Raw genomic sequence first — 15221 nt, forward strand, 5'->3', positions numbered from 1 at the left:
GACGTCATCCCTTCACGGCGCCGGCCGTCAGGCCAGCGGCCATCTTGCGCTGGACGAGGAGGAAGAGGATCACGATGGGGACGGCCATCATGGTCGAGCCGGCCATCATCGGGGCGTACTCGGTGCCGTTCTTGGTGATGAAGTTGGAGAGCCAGACGGTGGCCGTCTGGTTCTGCTGGCTCATCAGCATCAGGGCGTAGAGGTACTCGTTCCAGGCCTGGATGAAGCCGTAGACCGAGGTCGCGACCATGCCGGGGGCGAGCAGCGGGAAGACGACCCGGATGAACGCGCCGGTGGGCGTGCAGCCGTCGACCTGCGCGGCCTCCTCCAGCTCCTTGGGGATGTTGACGATGAACCCGCGCAGCGTCCACACCGTGAAGGGCAGGATGAAGGTCAGGTAGGTGATGATCAGGCCGCTGAGCTTGTCGTACTGCCCGAGGTCGTTGAGCATCAGGAAGACCGGGATGATCATCGCGACCAGCGGGACCATCTGGACCGCGAGGATGCCGACGATGACGATCTTGCGGCCGCGGAAGGCGAAGCGGGAGATCGCGAGGGCGGCGAGCAGGCCGACCGCGATGCCGATGACGACCACGACCGAGGAGACCAGGAGGCTGCGGCCGACCGGGCCCCAGAAGTCCGCGATGTCCAGGGCACGCTTGAAGTTCTCAAGGGTGAAGGTGGACGGGAAGAAGTGCGGGTCGGGGTCGATCGCGTCCTTGGCCGGCTTGAAGGCCGTGTTGAGCATCCAGTAGACCGGGAAGCCGGCGGTGACGAAGACGAGCAGACCGAGCAGATTCCAGCCCAGCTTCGACTTGCGGGGGCGGCGCGGGGCCGCGGAGACCTTGGCGGTGCTCACTTCCCCTTGCGCGTTCGCTGCGCTCACTCCACATCTCCGATCTTGAGCATCTGGCGCATGTACACCGCGACGACGCCCAGCAGCAGCACGACCGTGACGAGCGCGATCGCGGAGCCGGTGCCGTAGTCGTTGACGACGAACGCCTTGTCGAACGAGTACGTGGTGAGCAGCTGGAACTCGGCCTCGGGGTGGCCGTTGCGCATCACGTAGACCTGCGGGAAGACGCCCATGTCCCAGATGACCGAGAGGGTCGTCAGCATGACGAGGATGGGCTTCATGATCGGCAGGGTGACGTAGCGGAAGACGCCCCAGGCGCCGGCGCCGTCGAGGCGGGCGGCCTCTTCGAGCTCCTTCGGCACCTGCGTCAGACCGGCGCTCAGGGTGATGACGACGAAGGGCACCGCGCCCCAGACCACCAGGAGCATGATCACGGCGAGGCCCTGCGGGCCGCTGGCGAACCAGTTGTGGCCGATCATGTCGACGCCGGGCAGTCGGCTGAGCAGCCAGTTGAGGACGCCGTAGTCGGCATCGAAGAGCCACTTGAAGATGGCGGTGGCGACGATGATGGGCATGCCCCAGCTCGCCACGAGGACGATGTTGATCAGGACCTTGACCCAGCTCGACACGCGCTGGAGGAGCAGGGCGATCGCCATGCCGAGGACCATCGTGACGATCACGGCGCCGGCCGCGAAGAGCACGGTCCGCAGGACGACGGTCCAGAACTCGGAGTCGCCCAGGATCGCCGTGAAGTTGGACAGTCCGGCCGACTCGGGCTCCTGGAAGCCCCACAGCTGCGGCTGCCCGAACTTCTGGAACGAGAGCGTGACCAGCCGGATCAGCGGATAGCCGAGCACCAGGAGGAGCACGAGCAGACATGGCGCGAGGAGCAGCCATGGGATCCCGGCCCCGCCTTTGGACTTCCCGCGCGGGGCGGGCGTACCGGCTCCGGAGCCGGATGGTGGCGATTGCCGCACCGGCGGCACCTTCGCGGTGGTTGTGTCTGCGGCACTCATCCCGTGCTCCTCAGCGATCCCTCTCGTGGTACGGGCGGCAGGGCCCCGCCGTGGTGGCGGGGCCCTGCCCATAGGTCACTTGGTGTTGATGACCTTGTCGATCGCGGCGTCGGCGTCCTTGGCCGCCTGCTCGACCGACTTCTTGCCGTTGGCGATCTCGATGAGCATCGTCTTGAGGGTCTGGGCCTTCTCGACCTGGCCCCAGCCGGGGGCGGTCGGGACGAACCAGCTCGACTCGGCCGCGGTCGCCGCGACGGCGGTGGCCGGGTCGCTCTTCAGCGGGGCGAGGTCCGCCTTGTTGTTCGGCAGGTTGCCCTTGCCGATGAGGCCCTTCTGGCCCTCGGCGCCGGTGAAGGCGGCGATCCACTCGGCCGCGACGCCCTGCGCCTTGGACTTGACCGGGATGGCCAGGTCCGAGCCGCCGAGGAAGACGGGCAGGTTCTTGCCGGACGGGCCGGGCATGACGAAGTTCTCGAGCTTGTCCTTCAGCCCGCCGACCTTGTCGGTCTTCGGGTCGGCGGCGGTGGCGCCCTCCCAGCCGGCGGCGAACATCGTCGCGGACTTGCCCTGGCCGAAGACGACGGGACGGTCGGACTCGTCCTTCGTCTTGTCGCCGTGCATGTACTTGTCGACGATGTTCTTGTACTCGTTGAGGCCCTTGACGGACTCGGGCGAGGAGAGGTTCGCCTTCCAGGTCTCGCCGTCCTGCTTGGCGATGGAGCCGCCCGCCTCGAAGACGAACGACATCGCGGCGTACCAGTCGGGCGACGGCTGGTACCAGGCGCTGAACTTGTCGCCCTTCTTCGCCTGGATCTTGTCCAGGGCGGCGGTCAGCTCGGCCCAGGTCTTCGGGGCGGCCTTGACGCCCACCTCGGCGGCGATGTCCTTGCGCCAGGTGCCCACGCGGCCACCGGCGTAGTAGGGGACACCGTAGGTCTTGCCGTTGTAGGTGACCGAGTCCTTCAGGGCGTCGAGCCACTTGTCGGAGTTGTCGAACTTCGACGGGTCGACCTCGGCGAAGGCGCCCTTGGCCATGTAGCTGATCATCTCGGTGTTGCCCATCTCGACAACATCCGGGGCCTTGTCGGTCGCGAGCACCGCGTCGAGCTTGGTGTTCTTGTCCGGCCAGCCGTAGTACTCGTGCTTGATCTTGATGCCCGGGTGCTTCTTGGTCACCGCGTCATCGGCGGCCTTGACCAGCTCGGGCCAGTTGTTCTGGGCGTCGACCGTCAGCCAGACGGTGAGCTCCTTGGCGTCGCCGCCGGCCTTCGCCCCGCCCTTGTCGTCCGAGCCACCACACGCGGCAATGCTGACCATCATGCCCGCGACGCCGATCGCCGCGATGAGCTTGCGCTTCACGCCACCCTCCTCAGGGATGCTGCAACCCCTGCCCACCGCGCGAAGACATACAGACATACGTCGAGTAATGCTCGTGGGGCTGGGACCTGGTCTTTAATGGTGTAGACCAGTACCCGGAGCTTGGCCTAGACCTTTAGGGGTGTCAAGGGTGTATAAGAAGGGCAGTCGGGTCCGTTATCGGACCGACACCTGAGGGAGGGCGACGACCCGTGACCGGTCCGTGCCACCATGTGAGCCGCGACAGACGGAGGAGCCGGTGACGGCAGCAGCACAGGAGTCGGGAAGGCAGGCCATGGCCACGGACGCGGGCAGCACGGAGACAGAGGGCGGCGCCGCCACCCGCACCGCGCGCGTGCCCAAGTACTACCGACTGAAGCGGCACTTGCTCGACATGACGGAGACCCTGCCGCCCGGCACCCCGGTCCCGCCCGAGCGCACCCTCGCCGCGGAGTTCGACACCTCGCGCACCACCGTGCGCCAGGCCCTGCAGGAACTGGTGGTCGAGGGCCGCCTGGAGCGGATCCAGGGCAAGGGCACCTTCGTGGCCAAGCCCAAGGTCTCCCAGGCCCTCCAGCTCACCTCGTACACCGAGGACATGCGCGCGCAGGGCCTGGAGCCCACCTCGCAGCTGCTCGACATCGGGTACGTCACCGCCGACGACACCCTCGCCGGGCTGCTCGACATCTCGGCCGGCGGCCGGGTGCTGCGGATCGAGCGCCTGCGCCTGGCGAGCGGCGAGCCGATGGCCATCGAGACCACCCACCTGTCCGCCAAGCGCTTCCCCGCGCTGCGGCGTTCGCTGGTCAAGTACACCTCGCTCTACACGGCCCTCGCCGAGGTGTACGACGTGCACCTGGCCGAGGCAGAGGAGACCATCGAGACCTCCCTCGCCACCCCGCGCGAGGCCGGCCTGCTCGGCACGGACGTCGGCCTGCCGATGCTGATGCTCTCCCGGCACTCGCTCGACGCCCAGGGCGAACCGGTCGAATGGGTGCGTTCCGTCTACCGCGGCGACCGCTACAAGTTCGTCGCCCGCCTCCAGCGCCCCAACGGCTGATCCGGCGCCGGCCCGGCGCCGACAGGCCGCCGGACCGGCCCCGACCTGACGTAGACCTGACACTGTCGATCCGTTATACGGACAGGGGTTCCTAACCGGGAGACCGTCCCCTAGATTTCCTCGGCATTACGAGGTGATCAGTGAGGGGACGGTTTCACCATGTCAGAAGCGACACAAGGGAAACAAGCGGTCATCACACCGTCGAGAGTGGTGATCGCGCTCTGCCTGTTCGCGCCGTTCGTCGCGATGCTCTGGGTGGGCTCGTACGCGAAGGTGGACCCCACCTTCATCGGCATCCCGTTCTTCTACTGGTACCAGATGCTCTGGGTGGTCGTCTCCACCGGCCTGACCATGCTCGCGTACCAGCTCTGGAAGCGCGACCAGCGCGCCCGCAAGGGAGGTGACGCGCGATGAAGGACGGCGTGAACGGCGTCGCGCTCGGCGTCTTCGTCTTCTTCTTCCTGGCCGTCACGGTCATGGGCTTCCTGGCCGCCAAGTGGCGCAAGGCCGAGAACGAGAACAGCCTCGACGAATGGGGCCTGGGCGGCCGCTCCTTCGGCACCTGGGTCACCTGGTTCCTGCTCGGCGGCGACCTCTACACCGCGTACACCTTCGTCGCCGTCCCGGCGGCCATCTACGCGGCGGGCGCGGCCGGCTTCTTCGCCGTGCCGTACACGATCCTGGTCTACCCGCTGATCTTCACCTTCCTGCCCCGCCTGTGGTCGGTCTCCCACAAGCACGGCTACGTCACCACCTCCGACTTCGTCCGCGGCCGCTTCGGCTCCAAGGGCCTGTCGCTGGCGGTCGCCGTCACCGGCATCCTCGCCACCATGCCGTACATCGCGCTCCAACTGGTCGGCATCCAGGCCGTCCTGGACGTGATGGGGGTCGGCGGCGGCGAGGACACCAACTGGTTCGTCAAGGACCTGCCGCTGCTCATCGCCTTCGGCGTCCTCGCGGCGTACACGTACTCCTCCGGCCTGCGCGCCCCGGCGCTCATCGCCTTCGTCAAGGACACCCTGATCTACCTCGTCATCGCGGTGGCGATCATCTACATCCCGATCAAGCTGGGCGGCTTCGACGAGATCTTCGCCAAGGCCGGCGAGGCGTACCAGACGGTCAACCCGGCGACCGGCAAGCCCAAGGGCGCGCTCGTGCCCGGCGAGGCCGGCCAGTGGACCTACGCGACCCTGGCGCTCGGCTCGGCGCTGGCGCTCTTCATGTACCCGCACTCGATCACCGCGACGCTCTCCTCCAAGAGCCGCGAGGTGATCCGCCGCAACACCACGATCCTGCCGCTGTACTCGCTGATGCTGGGTCTGCTGGCGCTGCTCGGCTTCATGGCGATCGCCGCCGGCGTGAAGGTCACCAACGGGCAGCTCGCCATCCCGCAGCTCTTCGAGAACATGTTCCCGGCCTGGTTCGCGGGCGTGGCCTTCGCCGCCATCGGCATCGGGGCGCTGGTCCCGGCGGCGATCATGTCGATCGCCGCGGCCAACCTCTTCACGCGCAACATCTACAAGGACTTCCTCAAGCCGGACGCGACGCCCGAGCAGGAGACCAAGGTCTCCAAGCTGGTCTCGCTGCTCGTGAAGGTCGGCGCGCTGGTCTTCGTCCTCACCATGGACAAGACCGTCGCGATCAACTTCCAGCTGCTCGGCGGCATCTGGATCCTGCAGACCTTCCCGGCCCTCGTCGGCGGTCTGTTCACCCGCTGGTTCCACCGCTGGGCGCTGCTCGCCGGCTGGGCCGTCGGCATGATCTACGGCACCGCCGCCGCGTACGGCGTGGCCAGCCCCACCCAGAAGCACTTCGGCGGCTCGTCGGCCGAGATCCCCGGCATCGGCGAGATCGGCTACATCGGCCTCACCGCCTTCGTGCTCAACCTGCTCGTCACCGTGGTCCTCACCTTCGTCCTGAAGGCGCTCAAGGCGCCCGACGGCGTCGACGAGACCTCGCCCGCGGACTACACGGCGGACGCCGGCGACGCGGGTGTCGTGACCGAGCTCCCGAAGGTCGGTGCCGCCGGCCACTGAGCCCCGCCACCGCCCGCTCCGCCCGCCCCGGCATATCCGGAGGCGGGCGGAGCCGTGCCGGGGGCAGACTGCCGGGCATGGACTTCACGATCAGGGCGGTACGGCCCGAGGAGTACGAGGCGCTCGGCGAGATCACCGCGCGGGCCTACCTGGACGACGGGTTCCTCCGCTTCGGCGAGGACGACGCCTATCTGCACCTGCTGCGGGACGTGGCCCGGCGGGACGCCGAAGCCGAGGTGCTCGTGGCGGTCGACACGACGGATCCGGCCGGCCCGGTCCTCGGCGGGGTGACCTTCACCGCCGGCGGCGAGGAGTGGGCCGACATCGCCCGTCCGGGTGAGGCCGAGTTCCGGATGCTGGCCGTCGCCCACGCCGCCCGCGGCCGGGGCGTCGGAGAGGCCCTGGTGCGGGCCTGCGTGGACCGGGCACGGGCCGTCGAGGGGTGCACGCGGATGGTGCTGTCCACCCAGCGGACCATGACCGGCGCCCACCGCATCTACGAGCGGCTGGGCTTCGTCCGCTCGCCCGAACGGGACTGGAAGCCCGTCCAGGGCCTGGACTTCACCCTGCTCACCTACGTTCTGGAGCTCTGACCCCGGCTCCGACCGACACAACATGTGGGGGGTGCCGCAAGCGGCGCCCCCCACATGTATGCTCGTCCTCGCTGTCGCCGCAGGGGAATCCGGTGGAAATCCGGAACTGTCCCGCAACGGTGTGTTTTGCGCGCGTTCGCGCCCAGGGTGAGTCCGAAGACCTGCCGGCAGCGCGCCCGGTCCGTCCGTTCCGGGTGCCACAGACGTCCGGGCCTCGCGGAGTGGGCCGGTGGACGCGGCGCAGCCGTGCGTACGGCCGCCCGTTCCCGCCTCCCGTCCTGGCTCCGAGCCGAGCGAGGGAGAGCCCCCACGTGACCATCGCGCCCGCCGATCCGGCCGCAGCGATCGAGACCGACGGACCCGGCACCGTGCTGCTGCGGACCCTGACCGATCTCACCGCCGACCTCCCGGACACCGACCCCGGCAAGGTCGCCGCCGCCGCCCTGCGCGGCCGCAGCGCCGGCTCGGACGAGGCGGAGCTGCGCGAGCTGGCCACGGAGGCCGCCGCCGGACTCATCGCCGAGGACCCCGCGTACTCCCGGCTCGCCGCCCGGCTGCTCACCGTCACCATCGCCGACGAGGCGGCGGGACAGGGCGCGGTCTCCTTCTCCGCCTCCGTGGCCGTCGGCCACCGCGAGGGTCTGATCGCCGACCGCACGGCCGCCTTCGTCGCCGCGCACGCCGCGCGCCTCGACGCGCTGATCGACCCGGCCGGCGACGACCGCTTCGGCTACTTCGGCCTGCGCACCCTCTACTCCCGCTACCTGCTGCGCCACCCGATCACCCGCCAGGTCATCGAGACCCCGCAGCACTTCATGCTGCGCGTCGCGAGCGGCCTCGCGGAGGACGAGAGCGCCCGCGCCGTGGACGAGGTGGCGGCGCTGTACGGCCTGATGAGCCGGCTCGACTACCTGCCCTCCTCCCCCACGCTCTTCAACTCGGGCACCCGCCACCCGCAGATGTCCTCCTGCTACCTGCTGGACTCCCCGCAGGACGAGCTGGACTCCATCTACGACCGCTACCACCAGGTCGCGCGCCTCTCGAAGCACGCGGGCGGCATCGGCCTGTCGTACTCCCGCATCCGCGCCCGCGGTTCGCTGATCCGCGGCACCAACGGGCACTCGAACGGCATCGTGCCGTTCCTGAAGACGCTGGACGCCTCCGTCGCCGCGGTGAACCAGGGCGGCCGCCGCAAGGGCGCCGCCGCGGTCTACCTGGAGACCTGGCACGCGGACATCGAGGAGTTCCTGGAGCTCCGCGACAACACCGGCGAGGACGCCCGCCGCACCCACAACCTGAACCTGGCGCACTGGATCCCGGACGAGTTCATGCGCCGGGTCAACGCGGACGCCGCGTGGTCGCTGTTCTCCCCGGCCGACGTGCCCGAGCTGGTCGACCTGTACGGCGAGGAGTTCGACGCCGCGTACCGCAAGGCCGAGGCGGCGGGCCTGGCCAAGAAGACCATGCCGGCCCGTGACCTGTACGGCCGGATGATGCGGACCCTGGCGCAGACCGGCAACGGCTGGATGACCTTCAAGGACGCCTCCAACCGGACCGCCAACCAGACCGCCGAGCCCGGCTCCGTCGTGCACTCCTCGAACCTCTGCACCGAGATCATCGAGGTCACCGACGACGGCGAGACGGCCGTCTGCAACCTCGGTTCGGTCAACCTCGGCGCCTTCGTGACCGGTTCGGACATCGACTGGGAGCGTCTCGACGAGACCGTGCGCACCGCCGTCACGTTCCTCGACCGGGTCGTCGACATCAACTTCTACCCGACCGAGCAGGCGGGCCGCTCCAACGCCCGCTGGCGGCCGGTGGGCCTGGGCGCGATGGGCCTCCAGGACGTCTTCTTCAAGCTGAAGCTGCCCTTCGACTCGGCCGAGGCCCGCGCGCTGTCCACCCGGATCGCCGAGCGGATCATGCTGGCCGCGTACGAGGCCTCCGCCGACCTCGCCGAGCGCAGCGGCCCGCTGCCCGCCTGGGACAAGACCCGCACCGCGCGCGGCGTGCTGCACCCGGACCACTTCGACGTGGAGCTGAACTGGCCGGAGCGCTGGGCCGCGCTGCGCGAGCGGATCGCCGCCGTCGGCATGCGCAACAGCCTGCTGCTCGCCATCGCCCCGACCGCGACGATCGCCTCGATCGCCGGCGTCTACGAGTGCATCGAGCCGCAGGTCTCCAACCTGTTCAAGCGCGAGACGCTGTCCGGCGAGTTCCTCCAGGTCAACTCGTACCTGGTCGACGAGCTGAAGCGGCTCGGCGTGTGGGACGCGCAGACCCGCGAGGCGCTGCGCGACGCCAACGGCTCGGTGGCCGGCTTCAACTGGGTGCCCGACGAGGTGCGCGAGCTGTACCGCACGGCCTGGGAGATCCCGCAGCGCGGCCTGATCGACATGGCCGCGGCCCGCACCCCCTTCCTGGACCAGGCGCAGTCGCTGAACCTCTTCATGGAGACGCCCACCATCGGCAAGCTCTCGTCGATGTACGCGTACGCCTGGAAGCAGGGCCTGAAGACCACGTACTACCTGCGCTCGCGCCCGGCCACCCGGATCGCCCGCGCCGCCCAGGCCGCCGCCCCCATCCCCGTCCAGCAGGTCGCCGACCCCGACGCCGTCGCCTGCTCCCTTGAGAACCCCGAGTCCTGCGAGGCCTGCCAGTAATGAGCTCCACCGAACAGAAGAACCTCCTGGACCCGGGCTTCGAGCTCACGCTCCGCCCGATGCGCTACCCGGACTTCTACGAGCGCTACCGCGACGCGATCAAGAACACCTGGACCGTGGAGGAGGTCGACCTCCACTCGGACGTCGCCGACCTCGCCAAGCTCACCCCCGGTGAGCAGCACATGATCGGCCGTCTGGTCGCGTTCTTCGCGACCGGCGACTCGATCGTGGCCAACAACCTGGTCCTGACGCTCTACAAGCACATCAACTCCCCCGAGGCGCGGCTCTACCTCTCGCGCCAGCTCTTCGAGGAGGCCGTGCACGTCCAGTTCTATCTGACGCTGCTCGACACCTACCTCCCCGACCCGGACGACCGGGCGGCGGCCTTCGCGGCCGTCGAGAACATCCCCTCCATCCGCGAGAAGGCGCAGTTCTGCTTCAAGTGGATGGACTCGGTCGAGAAGATCGACCGCCTGGAGACGCAGGCCGACCGCCGGCGCTTCCTGCTCAACCTGATCTGCTTCGCCGCGTGCATCGAGGGCCTGTTCTTCTACGGCGCCTTCGCGTACGTGTACTGGTTCCGGTCCCGCGGTCTGCTGCACGGCCTGGCCACCGGCACCAACTGGGTGTTCCGCGACGAGACGATGCACATGAACTTCGCCTTCGAGGTCGTGGACACCGTCCGCAAGGAGGAGCCCGAGCTCTTCGACGACGCGCTCCAGGAGCAGGTCACCGCGATGCTGCGGGAGGCCGTCGAGGCGGAGCTCCAGTTCGGCCGCGACCTGTGCGGTGACGGCCTGCCGGGCATGAACACCGAGTCGATGCGCGAGTACCTCCAGTGCGTCGCCGACCAGCGTCTCGTCCGGCTGGGCTTCGCCCCGGTGTACGGCTCGGAGAACCCGTTCGCGTTCATGGAGCTCCAGGGCGTCCAGGAGCTGACCAACTTCTTCGAGCGCCGTCCGTCCGCCTACCAGGTGGCGGTCGAGGGCTCGGTGGACCTGGACGAGGACTTCTAGGTCCCGCGTCCGGTACGCCGAAGGGCCCCGCTCCACGGGGGGAGCGGGGCCCTTCGGCGTGTCCGGGGCGGCCCGGGTCAGTCGTTCGCGACGACCGGGTAGCGCGGGGTGCCCTCTGCCATCTGGCGCAGGGCGTCCTTGCGGTCCCGCTTGGAGAGCTTGTCGATGTACAGGAAGCCGTACAGGTGGTCCGTCTCGTGCTGCAGGCAACGGGCGAAGTAGCCGGTGCCCCGCACCTTGATCGGGTTGCCCTGGGAGTCCTGGCCGTGCACCTCGGCGTAGTCCGGGCGGGCCAGCTCGGCGTAGGCGGTCGGCACCGAGAGGCAGCCCTCGTTGGACTCGTCGAGGACGCGGCGGTCGGCCGGCAGCTCCTGGAGGACCGGGTTGATCACGTGGCCGACGTGCCGGACGCCCTCGTCGTCCATGCAGTCGTAGACGAAGACCTTCTGGTCCACACCGATCTGGTTGGCGGCCAGGCCGACGCCCTCGGCGGTCTTCTGGCTGGCGAACATGTCGTCGATCAGCTGCGCCAGCTCGTCGCCGAACTCGGTGACGTCCTTGCACTCCCGGTGGAGCACGGGGTTGCCGACGACCGTGATCGGCCGCGAGGTGCCCCGCTCACGGTGCGCGAGCTCGCGCTCCTCGCAGTCCTCCGTGTCCACGACGAAGCCGTCGTTCAGCTCGCCGATCTGCTCGTCCGTCTCCTGCTGCGCCATGTCCGGCCGCGCCCTTCTGAAAACCCGATTCCGTCAGGGACAGCCTACGGGCCCGGGACGGCCGTCTCAGCAGACCTCTTCGAGATCCCGCCACTCACGGCTGTCCGGACTGTCGGCGACCCAGCCGTCGAGCAGCCCGCGGACCAGCCCCGCGGGGGCGGCGATGCCGCACTCGCGCTCCGGCACCCACAGCTCGCCGGGCGAGCGGTGGCCGAGCGGTCCCGGGTGCCCGGGTTCGCTGTGGTCGTGCGGGTCCAGGTGCTCGCCCTCGCCCTCGGCGCTGGGCATGGTCGACTCCGAGCAGGCCCGGCAGAGCAGCCGTACGGAGGAGGACCAGTCCTCGGCGGCGAAGCCCGCGTCGGCGGCCAGCTGCTCCAGGGCGTCCCGGTCGGCCTCGGTGGCGGCTTCCAGGAGGACCACCCAGGTCGGCACCGGTGAGGGCGCCCACAGCTCGATCTCGTCGAAGACCGGGTACGAGGGTCCCGCGCTGGTGGTCCGCTCGCCGTTCGGGACGCCGTCGTGCAGGACGACCTCGCCCCAGCGGCGGCCCGAGGAGGGCAGCGGGATGGAGAGGACCTCGATCCGGGCCGGGTCCAGCCGGCGGCCCCACACGACCTCGGCCTCGCCCTCCGGGGAGAGCCGCACGGCCGCGCTGCCCAGCTCCATGCCGGCCGGCTCCCCGGTGCCGGCTGCGGCGCCGGGGACCTTCAGCCCGTAGGCCTGCCAGGCGCGGCGGGCCAGCGGCCAGTCCTGGAGCGCGGTGGCGGCGATGCCGACGTTCCACCAGTCGGGGGCGCCGGTCTCCTTGTCGAGCAGGGCGACCGCGCGCAGCCCGGCGGCCCGGGCCTGTTCCCAGTCGTGCCGGAACTTGTGCAGCAGGGCCAGGTTGAACCAGGACTCGGAGAGCCAGGGCTCCAGGTCCGCCGCACGCGTCAGCAGCGCGCCCGCGTCCTCGTACCGGCCGTCGCCGATCAGCGTGAACGCGCGGTCGGTGGCCTGCCGCCACGAGGCGGAGGGCCGATGCCGTACCTTCCCGAAGATCCTCACGATTCCCGCCTGCCGGTCGCTTCACCCTCTTGTTCGCATCCAACCATGCCCGGTCGGACGCGCGCTCATTACCCATGGGTTACCCCGGTGGGACTGGGGCGATGCCCCTGGTGGCACCGCCGCGGGCGAGCACCCTGGCGAGGGATTCGACGACGTCGGGGTGGTAGTCGCGGGCGGTGCCGAGCCGGAGCCGCTCCAGGGCTCCGAGGCCGCCGCCCTCGGTGGTGGCGGCGAGGTCGTCGTAGGCGTTGACGGTCCGGACGATCCGGGCGGGCAGCGGCTGGTCCCGGTAGGGGTCGGCCTGCCGCTCCACGACCACGGCGACGGCCGCGGGGACCCCGGTCTGGCGGACCACGGCCCCGCCCAGCAGGGCGATCCGGCGCTGTTCCTCGGCGGGCAGCAGGGCGGTGGCGCCGCCCTCGACGGGGTCGACCAGGGAGAGCTGTCCGATGTCGTGCATGAGCGCCGCGTGTTCGAGGACGGTCAGCGCGGAGCCGGAGAGGCCCAGCTCACGGCCGACGGCCCGGCTGAGCTCGGCGACCCGGCGGGCGTGGCCCGGCGGGGTGCAGCCGGCGATCTCGGTGGCGCGGGCCAGCGAGGCGATGGTCTGCCGGTTGGTGGTACGCACGGCCGCGTACCGCCGGTAGGAGACCTGGGTGAGCAGCAGCGGCACGGCGAAGACCGGCAGCGCCCAGAGGCCCGCCACGGCCACGCCGAGGGCCATCACGGTGCCGGTGGCGCAGACGGCGGAGCCGATGCCGGGCAGGGCGCGCAGCTGCTCCCGGAGCAGCGGGCCGTAGGGGTGGCCGGTGCGGGCGCGGTGCAGCAGGGCGGCGAGGACGGCGTCGCAGAGGGCGGTGAGGAGCAGCAGCAGGAGCAGGAAGAGGGCGTACGAGGGGCCGTGGCCGAGGCGGGCGGCGACGGTGCCCGCGTTGTAGAGCGGCTGGAAGCAGAGGGCGGCGAAGCCGACGGTGAGGACCCGCCGGGCCAGGTGGTCGGGGTCGGGGCCGCGGCCGCGGGCCACGTGCGGGACGATCCCGGCGAGGCCGCCCGCGACGGAGACGGCGACGGTCTGCAGGACGCCGTGGGTGGTGGTGTGGCCGGCGTTCTCGCCGAGGAGGGCGTAGGCGAGGGCTCCGGCGGCGGCGAGCGGGGCGGGTTCCCGCTCCCCCGGCCGTGCGCCCCAGCGGGACAGCTCGCCGACGGCGATGAGGGCGCCGAAGGCGAGCGCGGCACGGGGGTCGTCGACGCCCCGCCAGAGGGTGGCGGCGAGGGCGGCGAGGGTCAGCAGCAGGGCGAGCGCGCGGACGGCCCCGACGACTCCCCCGACCGCGACGGCCCCGGCGGGCCCGGCGGTGGCGCGGCCGGTGCTCACGCGTGCTCCTGGGCGGTCCGGGCCGCCCGCGCCGCCGCGGGGGTCCCGGCGGGCGGCGGGGTGCGGGGCACGGGCAGCGGGGCGGTGGCCTCGTCGGCCGTGACCTCGGTCTGCCAGCCCTCCCGGGCGAGGGCCCGGGTCAGCGCCTCGACCATGCGCGGGTCGAACTGGGTGCCCGCGCAGCGCTCCAGCTCGGCCAGGGCGGTGGCGACGGGGCGGGCCCGGCTGTAGGAGCGGGTGGAGGTCATGGCGTCGAAGGCGTCGGCGACGGCGACCACCCGGGCGTACTCGGGGATCCGGCGGCCCTTGAGCCCGTACGGGTAGCCGCTGCCGTCCATGCGCTCGTGGTGGTGGAGGATCGCGGTGCGGGCCTCGCCCAGGAAGCCGATGCCGCGGACCATCTCGTGCCCGTACTCGGGGTGGAGCTCGATGATCCGTCGCTCCTCCGGGGTGAGCGGCCCGTCCTTGCGCAGCACCCGGGTGGGGACGCCCAGTTTGCCGACGTCGTGGAGGATGCCGGCGAAGCGCACGACCTCCAGGCGGTCCTCGGCCATGCCGAGCTCACGGGCGATCAGGACGGAGGCGCGGCCGACCCGTTCGCTGTGGCCGCGGGTGTAGCGGTCCTTGATGTCGACGGCCTGGACGAGGGCCCGGATGGTGGCCTGGTGGGCGGCCCGCTCGCGGTGGTACTGGGCGAAGACCCAGCAGGAGATGTACACGGGCAGCAGGACGAAGAGCGCGGCGACAGGCCCGTACGGGCTGCGCCAGAGCACGGCCATCATCAGCCCGGCGAGTCCGTGCACGGCGTGCGGGGCGAGGGAGCGGCCGAGCAGTCCGCGCCAGGCGGCCCGGGGCGGGAGCTGTTCGACGGTGGCGCGGATGCCGCCGTCGAGGGCGGTGAGGGTGAGGCAGAGGGCGAGCGCGGCGGCGCCGGCGGGGAGCAGCGCGTACGGGAAGTCGGGGGTGTCGGGCCCGAGTCCGAGAGCGGCGTGGCAGTGGAAGAGCCGGGCGGCGTGCGAGGCGGCCCAGACGGCGAGGGCGAGCCGGGCGGCACGCCAGACGCGGCGCGCCCCGGCGGGCGGCTGCTCCACCCGGGCGAGGACGGCGCCGGGCAGGGCGGTGAGCGCGGCGGCGGCGGGCGGCAGGAGCAGCGCGGTGGCGATCAGGACGGGGAAGAAGGAGCCCGCGGTGACCGGGAAGGGCCGGGCGGGCCCCAGCGCGCGGGCGACGAGCGCGCAGCGGGCGGGCAGCTCGCACACCGCGTAGAGGGCGGCGAGCAGCAGCACGGCGCGCCAGGGCGTGGCGGCGCCGGGCCGGAGCGCGGGCAGGACGGCCGCGGCGGCGGCGAGCAGGGCGCAGCCGATGTACGCGCGTGCCGTTCGCGGAATGACCTGGACGCCCATCACGCCCGTCACGCTAGCGATTCGGGGCGCCGCCGACGGGCGGCCGCGGGCGATTCGCACCATCGGGTGATACAAGCCGATGGA

Annotated in this window: 13 protein-coding genes and 1 riboswitch; of the genes, 6 read left to right on the forward strand and 7 right to left on the reverse strand. The window is 71.0% G+C overall.

Going from position 1 to position 15221, the window contains the following annotated elements; genetic code table 11:
• Positions 1 to 4: 4 nt before the first annotated feature.
• The 3 genes from ABD981_RS13880 to ABD981_RS13890 form a co-directional block, all read right to left on the reverse strand.
• A complete protein-coding gene (locus ABD981_RS13880; RefSeq protein ID WP_046907337.1) occupies positions 5 to 859 on the reverse strand; it encodes a carbohydrate ABC transporter permease in 855 nt (284 codons plus the stop codon).
• A 23-nt stretch (positions 860 to 882) separates the two neighbouring features.
• Positions 883 to 1872: a carbohydrate ABC transporter permease gene (locus ABD981_RS13885; protein WP_046907338.1), complete on the reverse strand. Its 990-nt coding sequence runs from the start codon at positions 1870 to 1872 to the stop codon at positions 883 to 885.
• Positions 1873 to 1947: 75 nt separating this feature from the next.
• Positions 1948 to 3231 carry an extracellular solute-binding protein gene (locus ABD981_RS13890; protein WP_046907339.1) on the reverse strand — a complete coding sequence of 428 codons (1284 nt, stop codon included), beginning with the start codon at positions 3229 to 3231 and terminating at the stop codon, positions 1948 to 1950.
• Positions 3232 to 3523: 292 nt separating this feature from the next.
• Between ABD981_RS13890 and ABD981_RS13895 the strand changes: the two genes are divergently transcribed.
• From ABD981_RS13895 to ABD981_RS13920, 6 genes are all read left to right on the forward strand, one after another.
• A complete protein-coding gene (locus tag ABD981_RS13895; RefSeq protein ID WP_046907340.1) occupies positions 3524 to 4288 on the forward strand; it encodes a GntR family transcriptional regulator in 765 nt (254 codons plus the stop codon).
• A gap of 159 nt (positions 4289 to 4447) precedes the next feature.
• Positions 4448 to 4702 carry a DUF3311 domain-containing protein gene (locus ABD981_RS13900; protein WP_046907341.1) on the forward strand — a complete coding sequence of 85 codons (255 nt, stop codon included), beginning with the start codon at positions 4448 to 4450 and terminating at the stop codon, positions 4700 to 4702.
• Entirely contained in the window at positions 4699 to 6324 is a 1626-nt protein-coding gene (gene mctP, locus ABD981_RS13905; RefSeq protein WP_046907342.1) for a monocarboxylate uptake permease MctP, read from the forward strand. The genes ABD981_RS13900 and mctP overlap by 4 nt, the downstream gene beginning before the upstream one ends.
• A gap of 77 nt (positions 6325 to 6401) precedes the next feature.
• Entirely contained in the window at positions 6402 to 6917 is a 516-nt protein-coding gene (locus ABD981_RS13910) for a GNAT family N-acetyltransferase (RefSeq protein WP_046907343.1), read from the forward strand.
• 58 nt (positions 6918 to 6975) lie between these two features.
• A riboswitch (cobalamin riboswitch) is annotated at positions 6976 to 7100 on the forward strand.
• A 128-nt stretch (positions 7101 to 7228) separates the two neighbouring features.
• Positions 7229 to 9580, forward strand: coding sequence for a ribonucleoside-diphosphate reductase subunit alpha (locus ABD981_RS13915; RefSeq protein WP_046907344.1), 2352 nt, complete (start codon positions 7229 to 7231; stop codon positions 9578 to 9580).
• Positions 9580 to 10596, forward strand: coding sequence for a ribonucleotide-diphosphate reductase subunit beta (locus tag ABD981_RS13920; RefSeq protein WP_046907345.1), 1017 nt, complete (start codon positions 9580 to 9582; stop codon positions 10594 to 10596). Before ABD981_RS13915 ends, ABD981_RS13920 begins: the two co-directional genes overlap by 1 nt.
• Before the next feature lie 77 nt (positions 10597 to 10673).
• Here the strand turns inward: ABD981_RS13920 and def are convergent, their stop codons facing one another.
• The 4 genes from def to ABD981_RS13940 form a co-directional block, all read right to left on the reverse strand.
• Positions 10674 to 11312 (reverse strand): peptide deformylase, encoded by a 639-nt coding sequence (gene def / locus ABD981_RS13925; protein ID WP_046907346.1) that lies wholly within the window; start codon positions 11310 to 11312, stop codon positions 10674 to 10676.
• Positions 11313 to 11378: 66 nt separating this feature from the next.
• A complete protein-coding gene (locus ABD981_RS13930; RefSeq protein ID WP_046907347.1) occupies positions 11379 to 12359 on the reverse strand; it encodes a tetratricopeptide repeat protein in 981 nt (326 codons plus the stop codon).
• A gap of 79 nt (positions 12360 to 12438) precedes the next feature.
• Positions 12439 to 13650: an HD domain-containing protein gene (locus ABD981_RS13935; protein WP_240495183.1), complete on the reverse strand. Its 1212-nt coding sequence runs from the start codon at positions 13648 to 13650 to the stop codon at positions 12439 to 12441.
• Between the two features lie 80 nt (positions 13651 to 13730).
• Positions 13731 to 15137: an HD-GYP domain-containing protein gene (locus ABD981_RS13940; RefSeq protein WP_046907396.1), complete on the reverse strand. Its 1407-nt coding sequence runs from the start codon at positions 15135 to 15137 to the stop codon at positions 13731 to 13733.
• Positions 15138 to 15221: the final 84 nt, after the last annotated feature.

The sequence above is a fragment of the Streptomyces showdoensis genome, from assembly GCF_039535475.1.
Lineage (GTDB): Bacteria > Actinomycetota > Actinomycetes > Streptomycetales > Streptomycetaceae > Streptomyces > Streptomyces showdoensis.

What these genes read in the sequence shown, in the direction of transcription:
- def (WP_046907346.1), bottom strand. Translation starts at nt 11,312, where the DNA reads ATGGCGCAGCAGGAGACGGACGAGCAGATCGGCGAGCTGAACGACGGC.
- ABD981_RS13910 (WP_046907343.1), top strand. Translation starts at nt 6,402, where the DNA reads ATGGACTTCACGATCAGGGCGGTACGGCCCGAGGAGTACGAGGCGCTC.
- ABD981_RS13885 (WP_046907338.1), bottom strand. Translation starts at nt 1,872, where the DNA reads ATGAGTGCCGCAGACACAACCACCGCGAAGGTGCCGCCGGTGCGGCAA.
- ABD981_RS13940 (WP_046907396.1), bottom strand. Translation starts at nt 15,137, where the DNA reads ATGGGCGTCCAGGTCATTCCGCGAACGGCACGCGCGTACATCGGCTGC.
- ABD981_RS13895 (WP_046907340.1), top strand. Translation starts at nt 3,524, where the DNA reads ATGGCCACGGACGCGGGCAGCACGGAGACAGAGGGCGGCGCCGCCACC.
- ABD981_RS13900 (WP_046907341.1), top strand. Translation starts at nt 4,448, where the DNA reads ATGTCAGAAGCGACACAAGGGAAACAAGCGGTCATCACACCGTCGAGA.
- mctP (WP_046907342.1), top strand. Translation starts at nt 4,699, where the DNA reads ATGAAGGACGGCGTGAACGGCGTCGCGCTCGGCGTCTTCGTCTTCTTC.
- ABD981_RS13920 (WP_046907345.1), top strand. Translation starts at nt 9,580, where the DNA reads ATGAGCTCCACCGAACAGAAGAACCTCCTGGACCCGGGCTTCGAGCTC.